Below are 20743 nucleotides of genomic sequence, written 5' to 3' on the forward strand. Positions count from 1 at the left end.
TCAGTCGGCGGGCAGCGGCGTGATCGGCTGCGTCTCGCCCGAGGCCGGCGCGGCGTCCGGCGTCTCGACGATCGGGGCGCCGGCTCCCACCGGGACCTCGATCGGACCGGTCGACGTCTCGTCCTGCGGTGCTCCGATCAGCCCGGACACCCGCGCGGCGACGGCCTCGGGGTCGGCGAACAGCTCGAAGTTGTGCACGCGGAGGTAGTGCCAGCCGAGGCGGCGCAGCAGCTCCGGACGCAGCCGCAGCGAGACCCGCAGGCTCTGCGTACTGACGTCGCGATCGGTCTCGACGACGACGGCACGGGTGCCGTGCGCCGCGACCAGCGCGAGCTTGCCCTTGTGGCCGATGTTGACCCGCAGTCCGCGGCGCTCGAGGCGCGCGGCCAGGTCGACCAGCATCGGCTCGGAGTAGTCGTCCCGGTCGCTCGGCTGGACGCGGTCCTCCGCCTCCTGCAGCACCTGGGCGAGCGCGACCATGCCGTGGCGCATCCGCGACTCGTCGATGTCGCCCGGGCGGAAGCACGAGACGATGTCCATCGAGCGGCGGGCGCGGGTCATGCCGACGGCGAGCAGTCGCTCCCCGCCCGGCTCGGCCAGCGCACCGAAGTTGGAGAGCAGGCGCCCGTGCGGCGTCCGGCCGTAGCCGATCGAGAAGATGACCCGGTCGCGGCTCTGCGCCACCGACTGCTCGAGCGTCACCACGGCGAACGGCTCGGGCCGGTCGCCGAGGATGAAGTCGTTGAGGTCCGCGCGCTTGGCGAACGCGGTGAGCACGGCCTGCTGCACCCGGACGGCGTGCCGCGGGCTCGCGGTGATCACCATCAGCGACTCCCGCGGGCGGATGACCGCGTGCTCGAGCACGAGCTCGACGACCTTCGCGACCTCGGCGTCGACCGACTCGACCGCTCCCGAGTCGTTCTCGGGCATGCCGTGACCGCTGGCGATGTAGTGGAAGCGGAGGGAGTCGTGCCCGAGGAACGAGCCGGCCCACGGCAGCGAGTCGATCCGGCCGCCGTAGAAGCGGCGGTTGACGAGCTCCGCGAGGTCCTCGCCGCCCGCGCGGTAGCTGCGGGTGAGCGTGACGGTGTTGAGCAGCTCGCCGAGGCGTGCGAGCGCCGACTGGGCGTGCAGGGCCTCGACGTCGGTGCGCGAGGCGGCGTTGCCGAACTCGACGGTCTCGTCGACCCGCAGCGAGAAGGGCGTCGGCGTCTGCGTGACCGGGTCGCCGAACGCGACGACCTGCTTGGCGCGGCGGATCGCTCCGACGTTCTCGGCGAGGGTCGTGGCGCCCGCGTCGACGAGGAAGACCGCGTCGAAGGTGGTCTCGGTGCCGATGCGGTGCACCTCGTAGGGCGAGGCGAGCCAGGCCGGGGCGAGCACGCGCGAGAGGTGCGGCGCCGCCTTCTGCAGCTCCTGCGGAGTGGTCGAGGCCTCGGAGCGCAGCAGCGCCCGGAGCGCGTCGCGCTCGAGCTGCCAGTCGACGAGCCCGATCTTCCAGGTCTCCGAGAGCTTCCAGGCGAGCAGCTCGGCGCTCGAGGCGGCGTGCGCCTCGTCGACGAGCTTGAAGTCGGCCTCGAGCCGGTCGAGGACGCTGGTGTTGCCGCCGAGCAGGGCGCGCTCGTCGGTCAGCATGATCTCGAGGGCGGAGCGCCACCAGGCGAGATCGAGCTCGATCGCGACCAGCTCGGCCGGCACGTGGCGGCGCGAGAGGTCGGTCAGCAGCGGGTCCAGGCCCCACTCGCGGAGGGTCGAGAGCAGGGTCGTGCGCTCCTGCAGGTTCGCGAGCACCTCGCTGTCCTCGGCGAGGCCGGAGACCATCGAGACCAGCTCGGCGAGCGGGAGGGACGCGAGCGGAGTGCTGCTGCCGCGCCGGCCCAGCGGCTCGTCGAGCCGTCCGAGCTGGTCGGACACCTGCTGGAACGCGACCTGCACGTCGGCGACGCCGACCGGCACCTCGGGGACGGTGCCCGCGACGGCGTAGCGCTGCCAGAGCGTCCGCTGCTGCTGCACGCGGCGCAGCGACGCGTTGAGGTCGGTGACGTGGGCGCCGGGCCGCATGTACTCGCGGGCGAGCTTCTTCAGGCGGCGACGGTTCGTCGACGACATCTCGGCGGCCTCGCGGCGCGGCGAGGTGGCGACGATGAGGTCCTGGATCGAGCGGTCGAAGACGGCCGGCTGGAACTTGTCGAGCGTCTCGCGGACGTCCTGCAGCAGGCGGAGGTAGATGCCGAGCTCGGCGACCGACTCGAACGGGCGCATGCGCGTCTGCGCGATGACGTCCTGGGCGCGATCGAGCAGGCGCGGCAGGTCGCGCAGGTGCAGGCGCTTGGCCAGCTCGTGCGCGGCCTCGGCGTCGGCGGTGGAGTCGAACTGCGCGCCGTACCAGGGCGAGTCGCCCGGGCCGTAGCGGAACTCGCCGAGGCGGGCCGACTCGATCAGCATCCGGGTCGCCTCGGGCCGGCTGTGCGCGAGGGCGGTCACGGCGCGGCGGTCGAGGCGGGCGGCGGTCGAGGGGGGCGTGCGCAGCTGCGAGAGGCGCGCCAGCTCCTCGAGGGCCTGCAGCGCCGAGACGCCGAAGCTGGGGTCGCGGCGGGAGAGCGCGCCGCGGTAGTCGAGCAGCACCTTGCGCAGGCGCAGCAGCGCGTCGTCGATCTCGCTGACCGAGGGGCGCGCGGCCTTCTCGTTGCGGCCGATCGACTGGATCAGGTCGCGGCGGAGCGTCCGCGGGCTGACCGCGATGCCGCCCAGGCCCGCGGAGAGCAGCCGCTGGTGGATGCTGTCGAGGCTCGAGCGGCGGGCGCCGACCACGAGGACGCGCTTGTGCTGCGCGGCAAGCGCGCCGATCGCGTTCACGATCGTCTGCGTGCCGCCGGTGCCCGGCAGGGTCTTCACGACGAGGGAGTTGCCGGCCGCGATGTTCGCGATGACCTGCTCCTGCTCGGCGTCGGCGTCGAGGAGGAGGTTGTCGGTCGCCGGCGGACGCTCGTCCTGCGGGATGATCGACGCCACCTTCTGCGACTGCTGCAGGGCGCGCTTGGCGGCGGGGTTGCCGGCGACCGCGTCGAGGACGGGGTGCTCGAGCATCCGGGCGTCGCGGAGCATGTCGCCCGCGACGTCGGCGAAGCTCGACACCACCAGGCGGGGGTGCACGGCGAACCAGGGCAGGTGCGAGGTGAGACCGCGGAGCTGGTCGATCACCGGCTGCGGCTTGAAGACGCCGCTCTGCACGGCGAGCTCGACGAACTGCTCGGGGTCGATGGTGATGCCGAACTGCTGCTTCAGCGCGCGGGCGAGCTGCGGGTTGAAGTAGGGCTGGCCCTTGAGCTTGAGCTCGAAGTCGCGGCCGTAGCGGCGGATCGCGAGCGGGCGCAGCAGCACGGGAGCGGTGAACTCCGTCTCGCCCGCGCGCCACTGGGCGAGGCCGATCGCGAGGTGCACGCCCTCGATGCCGCGCACCGAGCGCAGCTCGATCCCCTTGTCGGTGATGGCGGCGGCGGCGTTCTTCGCCGTGCGCAGCGCCAGCTCGTCGCGGATCAGGGAGGACAGCAGCGTCGTCTTGCCGGAGATGAAGGGGGGCAGTCCGCCGGGGTGCGTGGTGGACAGCTCGATGCGCGTCCGCGGCGAGTCGACGAAGTGGAGGAGGGGCGAGGGGCCGCCGACCTTGGCGAGCTCCTCCCGCCAGGACTGCCACACGGGGTCGGCCGCATTGCCGCCCTGGTAGCCGGCCTCGCCGCTCGTCACCTGGACGGGCGTCGTGGCGTTCGAGGGGAGCTGGAGGGCGGACGCCTCGCGCGGGTCACCGGACTCGGGGGAGGTCGCCACCGGTCCGGCTCCTGGGAAATCGTCGACACGTTGCACACGGACACCCTAAGCCGGGGATCTGCGAAAGGTCGTAGCGACGCGGATCGGCCAGGAGGCTGCGGCGGCACCCGCGTCTGGGGGGCGCCGCCGATCAGACCGCGCAGGCGGGGCGACCGCGGCGGGAGTCCCGCTCTGGCCAGGCGGCGAGCGGGGGCACGCTGTCGACGCGGCGCTCGCCGTCGACGACGACGATGCGGCTCTCGACGCGGTCGTGACCGCCGGCGGAGGCGACGGCGATCATGACGGCCTCGGCGTGGTCGCGGGTGAGGTGCCCGAAGGCCGAGCGGAGGTCGACCGGGCGGCCGGTCGCGAGCGACAGCGCGATCCGGGCGACCGCCTCCTCGGAGAGGTCGAGCAGGTGGGCCCCGCGCTCGAGGAGAGCGAGGTCGATCGCGGGGCCGGCGGCGCTGTCGCGCACCCAGGGCAGCCCGGGGCGGGCGCAGCCGGTGCGCAGGAGGAGCTCCTCGGCGAGGGCGACGGCGGGCGCGGCCGCGGAGGGCGCGGCGAGCACGGCGCTCACGAGTCGGCTCCGGCCGGGGCGGCTCCGGTCGGGGCGGCTCCGGTCGGCGCCGCTCCGGTCGAGGCGGCTCCGGTCGAGGCTGCTCCGGTCGGCGCCGACGGGCGGCGGCGGCTCTCGCGGCGGGCGGCGCGCACCGCGACGGAGACCACGGCGGTGACGAGGCAGAGCAGCCCGGCGAGCGCCGGCGCGAGCCAGCCGAGCACGCTGGCCCGCTCGATGACGGCTCCGACGTAGCGCCACTCGGTGATGCCGTGGATGAAGAGGGCGAAGAAGCCGAGGGTGACGCCGGTCAGCGCGGTGACGAGGTCGGCGGGCTGGACCGGGGAGGCGTCGTCGTCCACCGGGACGGGGCGGCCGGAGGGTGCGGGGTCGCTGCTCGGCAGCGCGAGAGTGCCGGTGAACGGAGTGGGCATGCGATCAATCGAAGCAGCCGTCGGGGGTCTCCGACGTCCTCCGCAGGCATGACGACGCGCTCCGTTCGGCTCATGTCGCCCGGCGCCGCCCGAGCGAGGACTGGAAGCGGAGGAGGTAGCCGTCCGGGTCGGTGACGAGGACCTGGCGGACACCCGCCTCCTCCTCCCCCGTGCGGTACCAGCGGGTCTCGGCGGGGGCGAACAGCGCCACTCCCGCCGCGTCGAGGGCCGCCGCGACGGCGTCGGCGTCGTCGACGCGGATCTGCAGGTTCAGGCCCCGGCCGAGCGGGTGCTCCAGCGGGGCGGTGATCCAGTCACGGGTGCTGCCGATCCGGTCGAGCATGACCTGCGCGCTGCCCCGGACGAGGTAGGCGAAGCCCTCCTCCGGCCGCGCGTAGCGGATCGCGAAGCCGCAGGGGCCGCACCAGAAGGCGAGGCTGCGCTCGAGGTCCGTCACGAGGAGCTCGGGGACGAGGTCGGGCTCGAGGGCGGGGTCGATGGCGGGGTCGATGGCGGGGTCGGGGACCTGGTCGGCGGCGCTCACGGCGCCATCGTGCCACGCGTCCGCAGCCGCGCAGCGGCGCGGGGCCCGGGCTAGGGTCGACGGCATGGGGACGGGGAGCACGGCGTTCGGGGACGACGGGAACGACACGGACGCCCCGCAGGCGACCGGCGGGCGACCGGACGGCGATGCGGACCGGGAGCACCTCCGCCCGGGGATCGACGGTCCCCCGCGGTTCCCGTTCGGTCTCGCCGTCGTCGTGCCGGTGGTCCTGCTGGTGGCCGGCTCGCTCCTCGGCGGCATCCTCTTCCTCGGCACGCCCTGGCTGCCGCTCGCGCTGACACGGGCGGGGCTGCCCTACGCGGTGCTGGCGCTCGCCGTCGCCGCCGTGCTCCGGATCAGCGCCGTGCGGGCTGTGCGCCGGGACCGTGCCGAGCCGCTGGACCCGGTGATCGCCTCCGGCCGGAGCCGCGCCCAGCGGGCGACCCGGGCGAGCGCCGTCACCCTGCTCGTGATCTGGCTGGTCACCGCCCTGGCGATCGCCCTGCAGATCGTGCCGGGGATCGCCGTCCTCGCCGGCGGGCCCGTGCTCCTCGGCGCACTGCTGTCGATCGTGGTGAACGCACCGCTGATCTACTCGAAGCGGATCGCGCGCTCCGAGGTGGCCGTGGTGCTCGCGCACGCGGACGGCCGTCGGCGGATCCTCGCGACCTGGATCCTCGCACCACTCTCCTGGTTCGCCTACGCGATCACGGTGCCGATGCTCGGTCTCTGGCCCGGCGCCTAGCGGGTCGCGGCGCTCTCCTGCGCCGGCTTCGTGCGGCCGGGCAGCAGCAGCAGGCCCGAGACGCCGACGACGATCAGCAGGATCGCCGCGACGGTCACGAAGGCGGACAGCGCGAGCACCGGCATGATGATCGTCAGGACTCCGGCGATCACCGAGGCGATGCCCGCGGCGATCGGCAGCCAGGCGGGCCCGGCGACGGTGCGGCCGCTGGTGATGCTCGAGACGCCGTCGAGGATCCAGCCCAGGCCGATCACGAGGCCGAGGATGCTCAGCGACTCGAACGGGTTCGAGAGGCAGAGGATGCCCGCGACCAGGATCAGCGCGCCGAGGAGCCCGGCGAGCCAGCGCACCCGCGTCTGCAGCCGCGTGGCGGTGAACGCGAGCAGGAGCCGGAAGACTCCGGCGGCGATCAGGTGGATGCCGAAGACGATCGCGACGGTCAGCAGGGTCGGGCCGGGGATCAGCACCGCGATCACGCCGAGCGCGATGGCGATCAGCGAGACGCCGATGATCCAGCTGCGCTCGACGGCGGTGCGGGAGAGGGCGGGAGCGGCGGAGTTCTCGACGGTGTTCTCAGACATGGCGGTTCTCGGTCATGGCGCTTTCCTTCTCGTCGGGGGCGGACCCCTCGAACGCTAGGGCACTTCGCGCCGCGGCGGACAGGACACGGGGGGACGGTCGCCCTCGGCGCGCGCGCCCGCTACCCTCCGGCCGCGGGCGCGCCCGGGTCAGTGCCGCGGGCCCGTGCGGGTCAGTGCCGGCGGCCCGTGTGGGTGCCGCGGGCGGCGCGGTGGCGGCGGATGCTGCGCACGACGAGCAGCAGCACGAGGACGCCGATCGCGCCGTAGATGATCGCGTCGAGCACCCCCGCGTACTGGTCGACCAGCTCGTACTGCGTGCCGAGCGCCGCGCCGAGGCCGATCAGCAGGCCGTTCCAGACGCCGGAGCCGAGGATCGTGAGCCCCGAGAACAGCAGCAGGTTCATCCGCTCGGCGCCCGCGGGGAGCGAGATCAGGCTCCGCACCCCGGGGATGAGGCGGCCGAAGAGCACCGCCCAGGTGCCGTGCCGGCGGAACCAGCCCACGGCCTTCTCGAAGTCCTCGCGGTCAACCAGCGGCAGCTTCGAGAGCAGCCGGATCGAGCGCTCCGTGCCGATGCGGTACCCGAGCCAGTAGAGGATCAGGCCGCCGAGGTAGGCGCCGAGCGTCGCCGTGATCACGACGAGCACCAGGTTCATCCGGCCCTGCTGGGCGAGGAAGCCGGCCAGGGGCAGCACCAGCTCGCTCGGGATCGGCGGGAACACGGTCTCGATCAGCGTCAGCAGACCGACGCCGACCTCGCCGAGCGCCGCGATCACGCGGGCGGCGACGCCGACGAGACCGGAGAGCTCGTCGATGCTGTCGGTGGAGGAGGCCGCCGTCACGGTGGCAGGGGCGAGGGCGAGGGTCGCGATCGTCATGACTGAGAAGCTACTCAGTCCTGGGACCCCGCACCTGGGAGATCGGGCTCGGCGCCGGACCCCGCGTCAGGGGCTGCCGGTGAGGACGACCTGGTCGGAGCCCTGCAGGCGCACCTCGACCGAGGCGATCTCGGCCAGCGGGAGCCCGGTGGACAGACTCGGCTCGACCGTCGAGCCGGGCGTGCTCGTCCACGAGCCGATCGCCTCGGACGAGCCGGCGGTGTCGGTCACGTACATCACGTACCCCACGGACGCGGGGCCGACGGACGAGCTGTCGGCGGGCGTCGTGCCGCCGGCCGGCTCCTGGCCTGCGTCCTCCTGGCCGCCGTCCCCCCAGCTGCAGTCCATCTCGATCCGGGTGCCCCACTGCTCCGGCACGAAGCGGACCGACGCCTCGACCGGCACGCCGGGGGCCGCGGCGAGCGCCACCGTGTTCTCGACGACCGTGGGCGGTGCGCCGACGACGAGAGGGAGGGCGACGGCCGCGGCGGCCGAGACTCCGGCGGCGGCGAGCACGAGGCCCGCGATGCGGAACCGGGTGCGGCGGCGCACGGCGTCGGTGGCGCGGGCGAGGCGCGGGAGCAGGGCGGGCGGGGCGGACTCCTCGGCGCGCTGCTCCGTCTCGAGCAGGCCGAGCGCGTCCTCCTTCGGCAGGTGGGCGAGCAGGCCGGGGATCGCGACGAACTCGCCGAGCGCCTCGCGGCAGTCGGGGCAGCCGCGCAGGTGCTGCTCGTAGGCGCGGCGGTCGGCGGGCGAGAGGGCGCCGAGGAGGTACGCCGCGTCCCAGTCTCGGAAGGCGTCGTCTCGGAAGGCGTCGTCGCGGGTCGGATCGGTGCTCACGGCTCGGTCACGCCTTTCTCCTCCAGGGCGAGCTTGAGCGCCCGCATTCCGTAGTGCATCCGCGATTTGACGGTGCCGGGCGCGATGCCCAGCAGCTCGGCGATCTCGCCGACGGTGCGCCCGCCGTAGTACGCGTGCACGATCACCGCGCGGTGGTCGTGGCTGAGGGTGCTCAGCGCCTCCGAGAGCAGCCAGGCGTCGAGCACCTGGTCGGTGCGGTCGCCGTGCGCGCGCTCGGGCACCTCGTCGGTGCCGAACTCGCGGTTGTGCCGGGCGCTCCTGCGGTCGTCGATGACGATGTTGCGGGCCACCGTGTAGAGCCAGGAGCGGGCCGCGGCCTCGCCCTGCGCCAGGATCTCCGGGTGCTTCCAGGCGCGCAGGAGCGCCTCCTGCACCACGTCCTCCGCCAGCTGGCGATCGCCCGTGAGCCGGAGGACGAACCGCCACAGCGCCGCCGAGTGCTCGTCGTGCAGCGCACGCAGCATCTCGGCCTGATCCTCGGACATCTCCACCTCTCCCCCTTCAACGTAGAGGGGCGGCGTCCGGTTCACTCCGGTCCCCGGTTCGCGCCCGGCCCCGCACTCTGGTACTCCGGAGCGGTGACCTTCCCCGATGCCGCCGACGCCGCCCGTGTCCGCACCTTCCTCCGCGACCACCGCGCGCGCATCCTCGACGACGTCCGGCACCTCGTGATGACGGAGAGCCCGAGCGACTCGCTCGACGCCCTCGACGAGCTGCACGCGTACCTGGTGCACTGGGTCGGCGAGCGGCTCGGGCACGCGGGCGAGGTCGAGCACCAGCGCGAGCAGGACTGCCCGAGCGCCTCGAGCTGGACCTTCCCGGGCAGCGCCGCCGGCCGAGGTCCCCGGGGCTCCCGGCCGTTCGTGGCGCTGCTCGGCCACTACGACACCGTCTGGCCGCTCGGCACCACCCGCGGCTGGCCGTTCGCGATCGACGGCGACCGCCTCAGCGGTCCGGGCAGCTACGACATGAAGGTCGGCCTGGTGCAGATGGTCTGGCTGGTGCTGGCGCTGCGGCACGCGCGCCTGGCGCACCCGGCCGTCCGGCTGGTGATGAACGGCGACGAGGAGGTGGGCAGCCTCACCTCGCGGAGCTTCCTCGAGCACCAGAGCCGCGGGGCGGAGGCGGCGCTCGTCTTCGAGGGGGCCATCGGGACCGCGGTGAAGACGGCGCGGAAGGGCATCGGCAACTTCGTCGTGGACGTCGTCGGCCTCGAGGCGCACGCCGGAGTGGAGCCGGAGAAGGGCGCGAGCGCGATCCACGAGCTCGGCGCGCTCATCCCCCGCGTGCTCGGGATCGCCCGGCCCGAGGCGGGGACGACCGTCAACATCGGCGTGGTCCGGGGCGGCAGCCGCGTGAACGTGACGACCGCGAAGGTGCGGCTCGAGCTGGAGGTGCGGATCCGCGGCGCGGCCGAGGCGGCCCGCGTGGAGGCCGAGATGAACGCGCTCGAGGCCTCGGACGAGCGGATCCGGATCGAGGTGCGCGGCTCGTGGCAGCGGCCCGTGTTCGAGCGGACGGCCGCGGTCGGCGCGCTGTACCGCCGCGCCGAGCGGATCGCGAAGACGATGGACCTGCCGCTGACCGAGACCGCGGTGGGCGGGGCGAGCGACGGCAATCTGATCGCTGCGCTCGGGATCCCGGTGCTCGACGGGCTCGGCGCGCCGGGCGAGGGCGCGCACGCCCGAGGAGAATCGGTGAGCATCGAGGGAATGCTCGAGCGGACGGCGCTCGCGGCACTGCTGGTGGCGAGCTTCGCCGCGGAAGGAGACTGAGATGGTCCTGTACGAGTCGCGCCCGGTCGGCGTCGTGATCGACGCCCCGGCGGACGAGGTGTACTCCTTCGTCGTCGACCCCTCGAACCTCTCGCTCTGGGCGGCGGGGCTCGCGCAGGCCTCCGTCGAGGAGGTGGACGGCCGCTGGTTCGCCGAGTCGCCGATGGGCCGGGTCGAGATCGTCTTCGCACCGCGGAACCCCTACGGCGTGGCCGATCACCGGGTGATCACCGCGGACGGGCGGGTCTTCGACAACCCGCTGCGGATCCTGGCCAACGGGGACGGGGCGGAGATCGCCTTCACCGTCCGGCGGCACGACGGGATGACGCCGGAGCAGTGGGACGAGGACTGCGACCGGGTCGCCGCCGACCTCGAGACGCTGCGCCTGCTGCTGGAGCGTGCGGAGGACTGAGCGCGCCGGGGGCTGAGTCCGCGGAGGACTGAGCTCGCGGGCCGCGGGGCTCCTCCCCGGGCCCGGTTCGCGGGCGTCCTCCACCGGTCCGGCCGCCGACCGCGATCGGGCGCCGATCCTGCACTACATTCGACTCGATCCGGCGTTCGCCCGGGCTGTCCGCGCGAGAACGAGGGATGCGATGACCTCTCCCGACCCCACCACCGCCCGGCCCGCCGGCGGGATCGAGCTGAACGGCCTCGACACCATCCAGGAGTCGGAGCGGCACGGCCGCCCGCGCGACCTGTTCTGGCCGTGGTTCGCCGCCAACGTCTCGGTGCTCGGGCTCAGCTACGGCTCGTTCCTGCTCGGCTTCGGCCTCTCGTTCTGGCAGGCGACCGCCGTCGCCGTGATCGGCATCGTCGTCTCCTTCCTCTTCTGCGGCTTCGTCGCGGTCGCGGGCAAGCGCGGCTCGGCGCCGACGATGGTGCTCAGCCGCGCCTCCTTCGGCGTCGACGGGAACCGGCTGATCGCGGTGATCTCCTGGCTGCTCACCGTGGGCTGGGAGACGGTGCTCGCCTCCCTCGCGGTCCTCGCGACTGCGACCGTCTTCGAGGAGTTCGGCTGGGACGGCGGCGTGCTGACCAAGGTCGTCGCGCTGATCGTCGTCGCCGCGCTGATCGTGATCGCGGGGATCGCCGGCTTCCGGCTGATCATGCGCCTGCAGCTCGCGATCACCGTCGCGACCGCCGTGCTGACCGTCGTCTACGTCGTGCTCGTGCTCGACCGCATCGACCTCGCCGCCGTCGGCAGCCTGCCCGCGGGCTCCGCGGGAGCCGTCATCGGCGGACTCGTCTTCATGATGACCGGCTTCGGACTGGGCTGGGTGAACGCGGCGGCCGACTACTCGCGCTACCTGCCGCGCACCGCCGGCACCGCCGGGGTCATCGGCTGGACCACGATCGGCGGCGCGGTCGCCCCCGTCGTTCTGGTGGTCGTCGGCCTGCTGCTCGCCGCCTCCTCGCAGGAGCTCTCCGACGCGATCGCGGCCGACCCGATCGGCGCGCTCGCGAGCATCCTGCCGACCTGGTTCCTGCTCCCCTTCATCGTCGTCGCCCTGCTCGGGCTGATCGGCGGCGCGGTGATGGACATCTACTCCTCCGGCCTCGCGCTGCTCAGCACCGGCCTCAAGGTCTCGCGACCCGTCGCCGCCGGCATCGACGGCGTGCTGATGGTGCTCGGTGCGATCTACGTCGTGTTCGTCGCGGGCGACTTCCTCGGCCCGTTCCAGGGCTTCCTGATCACCCTCGGCGTGCCGATCGCGGGCTGGCTCGGCGTCTTCCTCGCCGATCTGCTGCTGCGCCGCCGCGACTACGACCAGGAGGCGCTGTACAGCTCCCGCGGACGCTACGGGAGCGTCTCGCTCGCACCGGTGCTGCTCGTCGTCGTCGGCGCCGTGATCGGCTGGGGGCTCGTCGTCAACTACTCCCCCGGCTTCGAGTGGGAGGGCTACCTGCTCGGCCCCCTCGGCGGCCGCGACGGCGAGTGGGCCGGCGCCAACCTCGGCGTCCTGGTCGCGCTGGCGATCGGCTTCGCCGGGACCCTTCTGCTCTCGCGCTCCGCCGTGCGGCGCCAGGAGGCCGGCGCGTGAGCCTGCTGGTCGCGATCGACCTCCAGCACGTGTTCGCCGACGCGACCTCGCCCTGGGCCTCGGCGGAGTTCGCCCGCGCGGCCGAGGGGACGGCCCGCCTGCTCCCCCGCTTCGGCGAGCGCGTCGTCACCACCCGCTTCGTCGCGCCGGCCGAGCCGAGCGGGGCCTGGGTGCCGTACTACCGCGAGTGGCCCTTCGCGCTCGTGCCCGACGAGGACCCGCTCTACGAGCTCGTCCCGGGCTTCGAGGGGCACCGCACCGTCACCGCGCCCACCTTCGGCAAGTGGGGCGCCGAGCTGGAGGCGCAGCTCGACGCGTCCCGCTCGCTCGTGCTCACCGGCGTCTCGACCGACTGCTGCGTGATCGCGACGGCGCTCGCCGCGGCCGACGCGGGCGTGCAGGTGCGCGTGGTCGCCGACGCCTGCGCGGGCGCCTCCGAGGCCGACCACGCGCGCGCGCTCGACGCGATGGCGCTCTTCGCACCGCTGATCACGCTGACCACTGTGGACGAGGTGCTGGCGGGAGCCGGCGACCGCGACTGACCGCGGAAGGGCGCCGGCCGGGAGGCACCGCTCAGTCTCGCAACGGAGGAGCGCGGACCGGCATGATGTCGGCATGTCCTCCATCGACGACCGCGACCGCGCGGCGCCCCGCATCCTCGTCATCGGCGAAGCCCTGATCGACATCGTCGAGCGCGACGGCGAGAGCACGGAGCACGTGGGCGGCTCGCCCGCGAACGTCGCGCTCACCCTCGCCCGGCTCGGGCGCGACGCGACGCTCGTCACCGACATCGCCGACGACGAGCGCGGCCGGCGCATCGCCGAGCACCTCGGCGCCTCGGGAGTGACCGTGCTGCACGGCGACGCCGAGCGCACCTCGACCGCGCGCGCGGTGCTCCGCGAGGACGGGTCGGCGGAGTACGTCTTCGACCTCTCCTGGAACCCGCCGGCCGCCGATCCGACGAGCGCGACCCACGTGCACACCGGCTCGATCGCCGTCTACCTCGAGCCCGGCGGCTCCGCGATCGTCGAGCTGCTCGAGGCGCTGCCCGCCGGCGTGACCGCGAGCGTCGACGCGAACATCCGCCCCGCCCTCGTCGGCCGGCACGGCGACGCGCTCGCGCGCTTCGAGCGGGTCGCCGCGAGCTGCGAGATCGTCAAGCTCAGCGACGAGGACGCGGAGTGGCTGTACCCGACGATGCAGCTCGACGAGGTGCTCTCGCGCCTGCTCGAGCTCGGCGCGCAGCTCGCGGTCGTCACCCGCGGCGGCGAGGGCCTGCTGCTCGCGTCGGCCGTCGCCCGGGCGACCGTGCCCGCCGCGCGCATCGTCGTCGCCGACACCATCGGCGCGGGCGACTCCGCGATGGGCGCGATCCTCGACGAGGCGTTCCGCCAGGGCCTCGGCGCCCCGAACGGCGCGCTCCTCGACGAGCCGTCCCTGCACGCGATCGGCCACTGGGCCGCCCGCGTCGCCGGCATCACCACCTCCCGCTCGGGCGCCAACCCGCCCACCCGCGCCGAGCTGTAGCAGCGGACCCGCCCGGACGCGGATCTCGATACGCCCGCTCCGCGGGCTACTCGATCAGCATGAAGGCGGTCCGCTCCGCGGGCGGCTCGACTGACAGGGACGGCCGCTGCGCAGTCGGCTCGACCTCATGACGGGGCCGCTGCGCGGACTGCGGACGCGGCAGTCGCACCATCCCTGCTGGTCGAGTAGCCGCCACCGGCGGCGTATCGAGACCCACCCCTGCCGGACGCGTGGATCTCGATGCGCCCGCTCCGCGGGCTACTCGATAAGCATGGCGCGCCCGCTCCGCGGGCTGCTCGTTCAGCAGGGGGCGCCCGCTCCGCGGCCGTTGCCGGGGAGGCGCCGGCGGGTCGATACTGGGGCCCTCCTCGACCAGGAAGGCGCGTCATGTCCACGAGTCTCAGCCCGTACATCGGCTTCCGCGACAACGCCCGCGAGGCGATGAAGTTCTACCACTCGGTCTTCGGCGGGGAGCTGAGCTCGAGCACCTTCGCCGACTTCCACGCGAGCGAGGATCCCGCCGAGCAGGACCTGATCATGCACTCGCAGCTGGTCACCCCGAACGGCCTGATCCTGATGGCGTCCGACACTCCGAGCTCGATCCCGTTCGAGGAGGGCGCGCGCATCACCGTCGCGCTGTTCGGCGACGACGACGCCGAGCTCAGCGGCTACTGGGACGGACTCGCCGCCGGCGGCACCGTCGCCGAGCCGCTGACGGCGTCCCCGTGGGGCGACCGCTTCGGGATGCTGACCGACCGCTTCGGCGTGCACTGGATGGTCAACATCTCGGCCGCGTCCGACTGAGCGTCCCGATCGCCGTCCGCGCGGGCGCAGAATGGAGGGACCGCCCGGTCACCCGAGCGGTCCCTCCCTCTGACGAAGGCGGCACTATGACGATCACGCTCGGATACAAGGCATCGGCGGAGCAGTTCGGGGCGCGCGAGCTCGTGGAGCTGGCCGTCTCGGCCGAGCGGCACGGCTTCGAGAGCGCGGTGGTCTCAGACCACTTCCAGCCCTGGCGCCACACCGGCGGCCACGCGCCGTTCTCGCTCGCCTGGCTCGCCGCGGCCGGCGAGCGCACCTCGACCATCCGGCTCGGCACCTCGGTGATGACGCCGCACTACCGCTACAACCCCGCCGTGATCGCGCAGGCGTTCGGCACGCTCGGCGTGCTCTACCCCGACCGGATCATGCTCGGCGTCGGCACCGGCGAGGCGCTGAACGAGATCGCGACCGGCTACCAGGGCGCCGGCGAGCAGACCTGGCCGGACTTCAAGGAGCGCTTCGCCCGCCTCCGCGAGGCCGTGCGCCTCATGCGCGCCCTCTGGGCCGGCGACCGCGTCTCCTTCGACGGCGAGTACTACTCCACCCACGAGGCGTCCATCTACGACAAGCCCGAGAACGGCGTCCCCGTCTACATCGCCGCGGGCGGACCCGTCGTCGCGAAGTACGCCGGCCGCGCGGGCGACGGCTTCATCTGCACGTCCGGCAAGGGCATGGAGCTCTACACCGAGAAGCTCCTCCCCGCCGTCGAGGAGGGCGCCGCGGCCGGCGGACGCGACTCCGCCGCGCTCGACCGGATGATCGAGATCAAGCTCTCCTACGACCCCGACCCCGCTCTCGCCCTCGAGAACACGCGCTTCTGGGCGCCGCTCTCTCTCACGCCCGAGCAGAAGCACTCCCTGACCGACCCGGTCGACATGGAGCGGGCCGCGGACGAGCTGCCGATCGAGCAGGTCGCCAAGCGCTGGATCGTCGGCTCCGACCCGGACGAGACGGTCGCGCAGATCAAGCCCTACGTCGATGCGGGCTTCAACCACCTGGTGTTCCACGCGCCCGGCGACGACCAGCAGCGCTTCTTCGACGCGTTCGAGCGCGACCTCGCACCGCGCCTGCGCGCCCTCTGACACCGTCGCGAGCGGCCGCCCGACCGCCGCGACCCCCCGCACCAGCGACCCGTCGGCAGCCCGCCGACCGACCCCTCCGGAAGAGCCGCCTCCGCATGACCGTGCCCACCCTCCTCGCCCGCCTCGCCGACGGCGAGCCGATCACGCGCGAGAGCGCCGAGGTGCTCCTCGAGGCCCGGGGGGACGACCTCGACGCGGTCCTGCTGGCGGCCGGGCGGCTGCGCGACGAGGGGCTCGCTCGCCGCGGCCGGCCCGGGGTCATCACCTACAGCCGCAAGGTCTTCGTGCCGCTGACCAAACTCTGCCGCGACCGCTGCCACTACTGCGTCTTCGTCGAGACCCCCGGCGGCCTCGCGCTCAAGCGCGAGTCGACCTTCATGGAGCCGGAGGAGATCCTCGAGGTCGCCCGCGCCGGTGCCGCGCTGGGCTGCAAGGAGGCGCTGTTCACCCTCGGCGACCGGCCGGAGGACCGCTGGCCCGTCGCCCGCGCCTGGCTCGCCGAGCACGGCTACGCGTCGACGCTGGAGTACGTGCGGGCGATGGCCGTGCTGGTGATGACCGAGACCGGCATGGTGACCCACCTCAACCCCGGCGTGATGTCGTGGGCCGAGCTCCAGCGCCTCCGCCCGGTCGCGCCCTCGATGGGGATGATGCTCGAGACGACCGCTGAGCGGCTGTGGTCCGAGAAGGGCGGCGTGCACTACGGCTCGCCGGACAAGGACCCGGCGCTGCGGCTGCGGGTGCTCGACGACGCCGGGCGCAGCCGGATCCCGTTCACCACGGGGGTGCTGCTGGGCATCGGCGAGAACACGGCGGAGCGGGCCGACGCGCTGTTCGCGATCCGGGAGTCGCACGCGCTCTGGGGTCACGTGCAGGAGTGCATCGTGCAGAACTTCCGCGCGAAGCCGCGCACCGCGATGCAGAACGAGGTCGACCTCGAGCTGCAGGAGTACGTCGCGAACGTCGCCGTCGCCCGCCTCGTCCTCGGCGCCGATATGACGATCCAGGTGCCGCCGAACCTCACGGACGAGCAGGAGCTCGGCCTGCTGCTGCGCGCCGGGATCGACGACTGGGGCGGAGTGAGCCCGCTGACCGCGGACCATGTGAACCCCGAGCGGCCCTGGCCGAACATCGACGACCTCGCGCGGCTGACCGCCGACTCCGGCTACCGGCTGCACGAGCGCCTCACCGCGCACCCGCGCTACCTCGCCGACGCGGAGACCTGGATCGATCCGCGGGTCGCGCCCTACGTCCTGGCGCTGGCCGACCGCGAGTCGTGGCTGGCCGACGAGGAGGCGCCGATCGTGCCGCGCGAGTACCGCGAGGAGCTCCCGCCCGCCCCGCGCCCGGCCGCGCCGACCCTCGCCGCCGTGCTCGAGCGCGCCGCTGCCGACCCGGCCGGTCTCGACGACGCCGACTGCCTGGCCCTGCTCGCCGCCGACGGCGACGACCTCGACGCGCTGGCCGCGCTCGCGGACGACGTCCGCCGCTCCGCCGTGGGCGACACCGTCACCGTGGTGGCGAACCGCAACATCGACACCTCGCTCTGGGGCGCCGGCGGGCTCACGGTCGAGTCCCTCGAGCAGCTCGCCGACGAGGCCGTCGCGCTCGGCGCCACCGAGCTGTGCCTGCAGGGGCCGCTCGCGAGCCCGGGTGAGGACCACCTGCGGATCGTGCGCACCCTGCACGCGCGGCACCCGTCCCTGCACCTGCACGCGTTCCGGCCGGGCGAGATCCTCGACGCGGCCCTCGCCACCGGGCGCACGCCCGCCGAGATGCTGGCCGTGCTGCGCGAGGCGGGCGTCGACTCCGTCCCCGGCACCGCCGCGCGGATCCTCGACGACGAGGTGCGCGCGATCCTGAGCGAGGGCGCCGACCCGAGCGTCGCCGAGTGGCGCGACTCGGTGACGACCGCGCACCGCGGCGGCCTCCGCTCGACCGCGACGATGGTCTACGGCCACGTCGAGACCCCGCAGCAGCAGATCGACCACCTCCGCGCGCTGGCCGCGATCCAGGACGAGACGGGCGGCTTCACCGAGTTCATCGCGATGCCGTTCGTCCCGGCCGAGGCCCCGCCCGCGGTCGTCGCGCAGACCCGCGGCGGACCGACCCGGCGGGAGACCCGCGCGGTGCACGCCGTGGCGCGGCTGCTGCTGCACGGGCGGATCGACCACGTGCAGACGGCCTGGACGAAGCTCGGGCTGGAGCTGTCGCAGGAGCTGCTGCGCGGCGGAGCGGACGACCTCGGCGGGCTGCTGCTCGACGGCGCGATGAGCCCGGAGTCGGGCGCCGAGGCGCACCGCTCGCTCGACATCGCCACCGTGGCGCGCCTGACGGCCGAGATCGGCCGGCCCTGGCGCCAGCGCACCACCGACTACGGGCACGTCGATCCCGAGCGCGCGATGACGGTGCCGGCCCCCGGCCGCACGGCGACGCACCGGCTGCGCCTCCCGGTGCGCGCGGCCGGCCGCGCCTCGTGACGCGGTCGGCGGCGTACCTCGAGCGCCAGGCGGCGCTGATCAGCGAGTCGACGATCACGGTCGGCGACGACGCGGTCCGCCTGCACTCCGGCGGCGAGCTCTCACCGGCGGTCGTGCTGCTCGTGACCGGGCCGGGCCGCGGGGCGCGGGCCGACGGAGCCCTGCTGCTGCCGATGCTCGCTCGTCGGCACCGGGTGGCCGCGCTCGAGCTCGCCGACCTGCACGATCCGCTGCAGGATGCTGCCCGGGCGGTCTCCGCCGCGCTCGACGCGCTCGGCACGGAGCGGGCCGTGGTCGTCGGGGTGTCGCTCGGCGCCTGGGCGGCCGTCACGGCGGCGGACGCGGACCCGCGGGTGCGCGCGCTGGTGCTCGCCGCCGGCTGGCTGCGCCCGACCGAGCGCCTCGTCGCGTTCTCGCGGCTCTGGGAGTCACTGGCCGAGCGTCCCGCGGACCGCGCGGACCTCGCACGGCTCACCGGAGTGCGCGCGCTCGCCGACCTCGGACCCGAGCGCGCGGCTCCGATCGCCGCGGACGCCGCGACGGCCGCCCTCCTGACCGCGGCCGCCCGCGCCGACGCGACCGGCGCCGCCGGGCGCCTGAGCATCCCCGCGCTCGTGATCGGCTGCACCGCCGACTCCGTCGTCGGACTCGACGGGTCGGAGGCGCTGCTCGGTGCGATCGACGACGCCCGCTACGCCACGATCGACGCGGGGCACTGCGTGCTGGCCGAGCGACCGGCCGAGCTGCTCGCGCTGATCGAGCACTTCGCCGCCGATCCGCACCGCCACCCGGCCGGCTCCGTGCTCCCCCGGATGATCGTCTGATGGCGATCTCCGTCGACGTGGTCGTGGTCGGCGCGGGCTTCGCCGGCATCGGAGCGGCCGCCCGCCTCGCCCGCCGCGGCGACGTCTCCTTCGCGCTGCTCGAGCGCGCCGAGAGCGTCGGCGGGACCTGGCGCGACAACCGCTACCCGAACGTCTCCTGCGACATCCCCTCGCACCTGTACTCGTACTCGTTCGCTCCCGAGCCCGACTGGTCGGCCTTCTACGCGCCGGGCGCCGAGATCCAGGCCTACCTCGAGCGCGTCGTCGAGCGCGAGCGGCTCGCGCCTCAGCTGCACCTCGGCACCGACGTGCTCGAGATGACCTTCGACGAGACCGCCGGTCGCTGGCGGGTGCGCACCTCCCGGGGGGACTTCGATGCGGCCGTGCTGGTGGTCTGCGCCGGTCGGCTCTCGGAGCCGCGGCTGCCCGACGTGCCCGGGCTCGACGGCTTCGACGGGCCGGTCTTCCACTCCGCCTGCTGGCGGGACGACGTCGACCTGGACGGCGCGCGCGTGGGACTCGTCGGCTCCGGCGCCTCCGCGGTGCAGATCCTGCCGCACCTCGCCGAGCGGGCGGCGGAGGTCGTGCTGTTCCAGCGCTCGGCGCCGTACGTCGTCCCGCGCCGGAACCGCGCGTACCCGCCCGAGGAGCGCCGGACGCTCGCTCGCGCGCCGGGCGCCGTGGAGCGGCTGCGCTCCGAGCTGTTCTGGCGCGCCGAGCTCGGCTTCGCCGGCCGGGTGGGCGTGCCCGACGCCATCGGCCGGCTGCGCGCGGAGGCCCTCGGCCATCTCGCCGCGCAGGTCGCCGACCCGGCGCTGCGCGCCGTGCTCACTCCGGACTACGAGATCGGCTGCAAGCGGGTGCTGCTCTCGGACGACTACTACCCCGCGCTGGCACAGCCGCACGTGCGCGTCGTGCCGAGTCCGCTGCGCCGGGTCGAGGGGTCCGCGGCGCTGGGGGACGACGGAGTCGCGCACGACGTCGACGCGCTGGTCTTCGCGACCGGCTTCCACGCCACGCGCCCGCCGTTCGCGCGCCGGATCCGCGGCCGCGGCGGCGAGCTCCTGGCCGACCGCTGGAGTGCGGGGATGTCCGCCTACGACTCGACCGCGGTGCACGGCTTCCCCAACCTGTTCGTGATCAACGGGCCGAACGCGAGCCTCGGCCACAACTCCGCGGTGCACATGATCGAGTCGCAGATCGACTACGTGCTCGCCGCGCTCGATCACCGCGAGAGCGCCGGCGTCGAGCTCCTCGAGGTGACCGCGGAGGCCGAGACCGCCGCCCTCGCGCGTCTCGACGCACTGAGCGCCGACACGGTCTGGACGAACGGCGGCTGCGAGAGCTGGTACGTCGACGCCGCCTCCCGCCGCCTCACCCTGCTCTGGCCCGACTTCGCCTTCGCCTTCCGCGAGGAGCTCAGCCGCTTCGACCCGGCGGCCTTCGCCCGCTGACGACCCGCGCGGCGGGCCCGACCATGCTGATCGAGCAGCCCGCGCCGCGGGCCCCTGCATGCTGATCGAGCGGCCCGCGCAACGGGCCTCCTTCATGCTGATCGAGTAGCCCGCGCAGCGGGCGTATCGAGATCCACCTACGCCGACGCGGGGATCTGCACCCGCCCCCGCGATGGCGGCCGGGTCTCGATACGCCCCTCCGGGGCTACTCGACCAGCATGGAGGTGGCGCGCGAGTGGACGCGGAACGGTGTCCGGCGCATGTGCAGGGCCCGGTACGGGTCCACTCACGCGAACACGCGCTCCTGAGCTCATGCTGATCGAGTAGC

Annotated in this window: 19 protein-coding genes; 11 read left to right on the plus strand and 8 right to left on the minus strand. The window is 74.0% G+C overall.

Features of this window, described 5'->3' with window-relative positions:
• From HQQ82_RS05435 to HQQ82_RS05450, 4 genes are all read right to left on the minus strand, one after another.
• Positions 1-3744: a DEAD/DEAH box helicase gene (locus HQQ82_RS05435; protein WP_367947857.1), complete on the minus strand. Its 3744-nt coding sequence runs from the start codon at positions 3742-3744 to the stop codon at positions 1-3.
• 211 nt (positions 3745-3955) lie between these two features.
• Positions 3956-4384 carry a hypothetical protein gene (locus tag HQQ82_RS05440; protein WP_173231996.1) on the minus strand — a complete coding sequence of 143 codons (429 nt, stop codon included), beginning with the start codon at positions 4382-4384 and terminating at the stop codon, positions 3956-3958.
• Positions 4381-4797 carry a hypothetical protein gene (locus tag HQQ82_RS05445; RefSeq protein WP_173231997.1) on the minus strand — a complete coding sequence of 139 codons (417 nt, stop codon included), beginning with the start codon at positions 4795-4797 and terminating at the stop codon, positions 4381-4383. The genes HQQ82_RS05440 and HQQ82_RS05445 overlap by 4 nt, the downstream gene beginning before the upstream one ends.
• A 70-nt stretch (positions 4798-4867) precedes the next feature.
• Positions 4868-5341, minus strand: coding sequence for a VOC family protein (locus tag HQQ82_RS05450; protein WP_216848207.1), 474 nt, complete (start codon positions 5339-5341; stop codon positions 4868-4870).
• Positions 5342-5405: 64 nt separating this feature from the next.
• Between HQQ82_RS05450 and HQQ82_RS05455 the strand changes: the two genes are divergently transcribed.
• Positions 5406-6086 (plus strand): hypothetical protein, encoded by a 681-nt coding sequence (locus HQQ82_RS05455; RefSeq protein ID WP_173231998.1) that lies wholly within the window; start codon positions 5406-5408, stop codon positions 6084-6086.
• On the opposite strand, the gene HQQ82_RS05460 is transcribed toward HQQ82_RS05455, so the two are convergent.
• The 4 genes from HQQ82_RS05460 to HQQ82_RS05475 form a co-directional block, all read right to left on the minus strand.
• Positions 6083-6667: an HdeD family acid-resistance protein gene (locus HQQ82_RS05460; protein ID WP_173231999.1), complete on the minus strand. Its 585-nt coding sequence runs from the start codon at positions 6665-6667 to the stop codon at positions 6083-6085. The two genes, HQQ82_RS05455 and HQQ82_RS05460, sit on opposite strands and share 4 nt — an antisense overlap.
• A gap of 170 nt (positions 6668-6837) precedes the next feature.
• Positions 6838-7545: a DedA family protein gene (locus tag HQQ82_RS05465; protein WP_173232000.1), complete on the minus strand. Its 708-nt coding sequence runs from the start codon at positions 7543-7545 to the stop codon at positions 6838-6840.
• 66 nt (positions 7546-7611) lie between these two features.
• A complete protein-coding gene (locus HQQ82_RS05470; RefSeq protein ID WP_173232001.1) occupies positions 7612-8385 on the minus strand; it encodes a zf-HC2 domain-containing protein in 774 nt (257 codons plus the stop codon).
• Entirely contained in the window at positions 8382-8891 is a 510-nt protein-coding gene (locus HQQ82_RS05475) for a sigma-70 family RNA polymerase sigma factor (protein WP_160087927.1), read from the minus strand. Before HQQ82_RS05475 ends, HQQ82_RS05470 begins: the two co-directional genes overlap by 4 nt.
• A gap of 93 nt (positions 8892-8984) precedes the next feature.
• Between HQQ82_RS05475 and HQQ82_RS05480 the strand changes: the two genes are divergently transcribed.
• The 10 genes from HQQ82_RS05480 (at position 8985) to HQQ82_RS05525 (ending at position 20415) form a co-directional block, all read left to right on the plus strand.
• Complete coding sequence (locus tag HQQ82_RS05480) at positions 8985-10181, plus strand: M20/M25/M40 family metallo-hydrolase (RefSeq protein WP_216848208.1); 1197 nt, start codon at positions 8985-8987, stop codon at positions 10179-10181.
• 1 nt (position 10182) lies between these two features.
• Positions 10183-10593 carry an SRPBCC family protein gene (locus HQQ82_RS05485; RefSeq protein ID WP_173232002.1) on the plus strand — a complete coding sequence of 137 codons (411 nt, stop codon included), beginning with the start codon at positions 10183-10185 and terminating at the stop codon, positions 10591-10593.
• A gap of 181 nt (positions 10594-10774) precedes the next feature.
• The gene (locus HQQ82_RS05490; protein WP_173232004.1) at positions 10775-12223 is read left to right on the plus strand and encodes a cytosine permease; all 1449 of its coding nucleotides are present in this window, start codon (positions 10775-10777) and stop codon (positions 12221-12223) included.
• The gene (locus HQQ82_RS05495; RefSeq protein ID WP_173232006.1) at positions 12220-12765 is read left to right on the plus strand and encodes an isochorismatase family protein; all 546 of its coding nucleotides are present in this window, start codon (positions 12220-12222) and stop codon (positions 12763-12765) included. Before HQQ82_RS05490 ends, HQQ82_RS05495 begins: the two co-directional genes overlap by 4 nt.
• Before the next feature lie 73 nt (positions 12766-12838).
• Positions 12839-13750: a carbohydrate kinase gene (locus tag HQQ82_RS05500; RefSeq protein WP_173232007.1), complete on the plus strand. Its 912-nt coding sequence runs from the start codon at positions 12839-12841 to the stop codon at positions 13748-13750.
• A 387-nt stretch (positions 13751-14137) separates the two neighbouring features.
• Positions 14138-14554, plus strand: coding sequence for a VOC family protein (locus HQQ82_RS05505; protein WP_173232008.1), 417 nt, complete (start codon positions 14138-14140; stop codon positions 14552-14554).
• An 86-nt stretch (positions 14555-14640) separates the two neighbouring features.
• Positions 14641-15657 carry a glucose-6-phosphate dehydrogenase (coenzyme-F420) gene (fgd, locus tag HQQ82_RS05510; protein WP_173232009.1) on the plus strand — a complete coding sequence of 339 codons (1017 nt, stop codon included), beginning with the start codon at positions 14641-14643 and terminating at the stop codon, positions 15655-15657.
• A 95-nt stretch (positions 15658-15752) separates the two neighbouring features.
• Entirely contained in the window at positions 15753-18137 is a 2385-nt protein-coding gene (cofG, locus tag HQQ82_RS05515; RefSeq protein WP_173232010.1) for a 7,8-didemethyl-8-hydroxy-5-deazariboflavin synthase CofG, read from the plus strand.
• On the plus strand, positions 18134-18961 hold the full coding sequence (locus tag HQQ82_RS05520) for an alpha/beta fold hydrolase (RefSeq protein ID WP_173232011.1): 828 nt from the start codon (positions 18134-18136) through the stop codon (positions 18959-18961). Before cofG ends, HQQ82_RS05520 begins: the two co-directional genes overlap by 4 nt.
• Positions 18961-20415: an NAD(P)/FAD-dependent oxidoreductase gene (locus tag HQQ82_RS05525; RefSeq protein WP_173232012.1), complete on the plus strand. Its 1455-nt coding sequence runs from the start codon at positions 18961-18963 to the stop codon at positions 20413-20415. The genes HQQ82_RS05520 and HQQ82_RS05525 overlap by 1 nt, the downstream gene beginning before the upstream one ends.
• Positions 20416-20743: the final 328 nt, after the last annotated feature.

Origin of the sequence: Rathayibacter sp. VKM Ac-2856 (assembly GCF_013205055.1) — a bacterium.
GTDB lineage: Bacteria > Actinomycetota > Actinomycetes > Actinomycetales > Microbacteriaceae > Rathayibacter.

Bases quoted from the DNA above. Each gene is read 5' to 3' on its own strand.
- HQQ82_RS05490 (WP_173232004.1), top strand. From the start codon at position 10,775: ATGACCTCTCCCGACCCCACCACCGCCCGGCCCGCCGGCGGGATCGAG.
- HQQ82_RS05475 (WP_160087927.1), bottom strand. From the start codon at position 8,891: ATGTCCGAGGATCAGGCCGAGATGCTGCGTGCGCTGCACGACGAGCAC.
- HQQ82_RS05525 (WP_173232012.1), top strand. From the start codon at position 18,961: ATGGCGATCTCCGTCGACGTGGTCGTGGTCGGCGCGGGCTTCGCCGGC.
- HQQ82_RS05465 (WP_173232000.1), bottom strand. From the start codon at position 7,545: ATGACGATCGCGACCCTCGCCCTCGCCCCTGCCACCGTGACGGCGGCC.
- HQQ82_RS05500 (WP_173232007.1), top strand. From the start codon at position 12,839: ATGTCCTCCATCGACGACCGCGACCGCGCGGCGCCCCGCATCCTCGTC.
- cofG (WP_173232010.1), top strand. From the start codon at position 15,753: ATGACCGTGCCCACCCTCCTCGCCCGCCTCGCCGACGGCGAGCCGATC.
- HQQ82_RS05485 (WP_173232002.1), top strand. From the start codon at position 10,183: ATGGTCCTGTACGAGTCGCGCCCGGTCGGCGTCGTGATCGACGCCCCG.
- HQQ82_RS05455 (WP_173231998.1), top strand. From the start codon at position 5,406: ATGGGGACGGGGAGCACGGCGTTCGGGGACGACGGGAACGACACGGAC.
- HQQ82_RS05505 (WP_173232008.1), top strand. From the start codon at position 14,138: ATGTCCACGAGTCTCAGCCCGTACATCGGCTTCCGCGACAACGCCCGC.
- HQQ82_RS05460 (WP_173231999.1), bottom strand. From the start codon at position 6,667: ATGTCTGAGAACACCGTCGAGAACTCCGCCGCTCCCGCCCTCTCCCGC.
- HQQ82_RS05445 (WP_173231997.1), bottom strand. From the start codon at position 4,797: ATGCCCACTCCGTTCACCGGCACTCTCGCGCTGCCGAGCAGCGACCCC.
- fgd (WP_173232009.1), top strand. From the start codon at position 14,641: ATGACGATCACGCTCGGATACAAGGCATCGGCGGAGCAGTTCGGGGCG.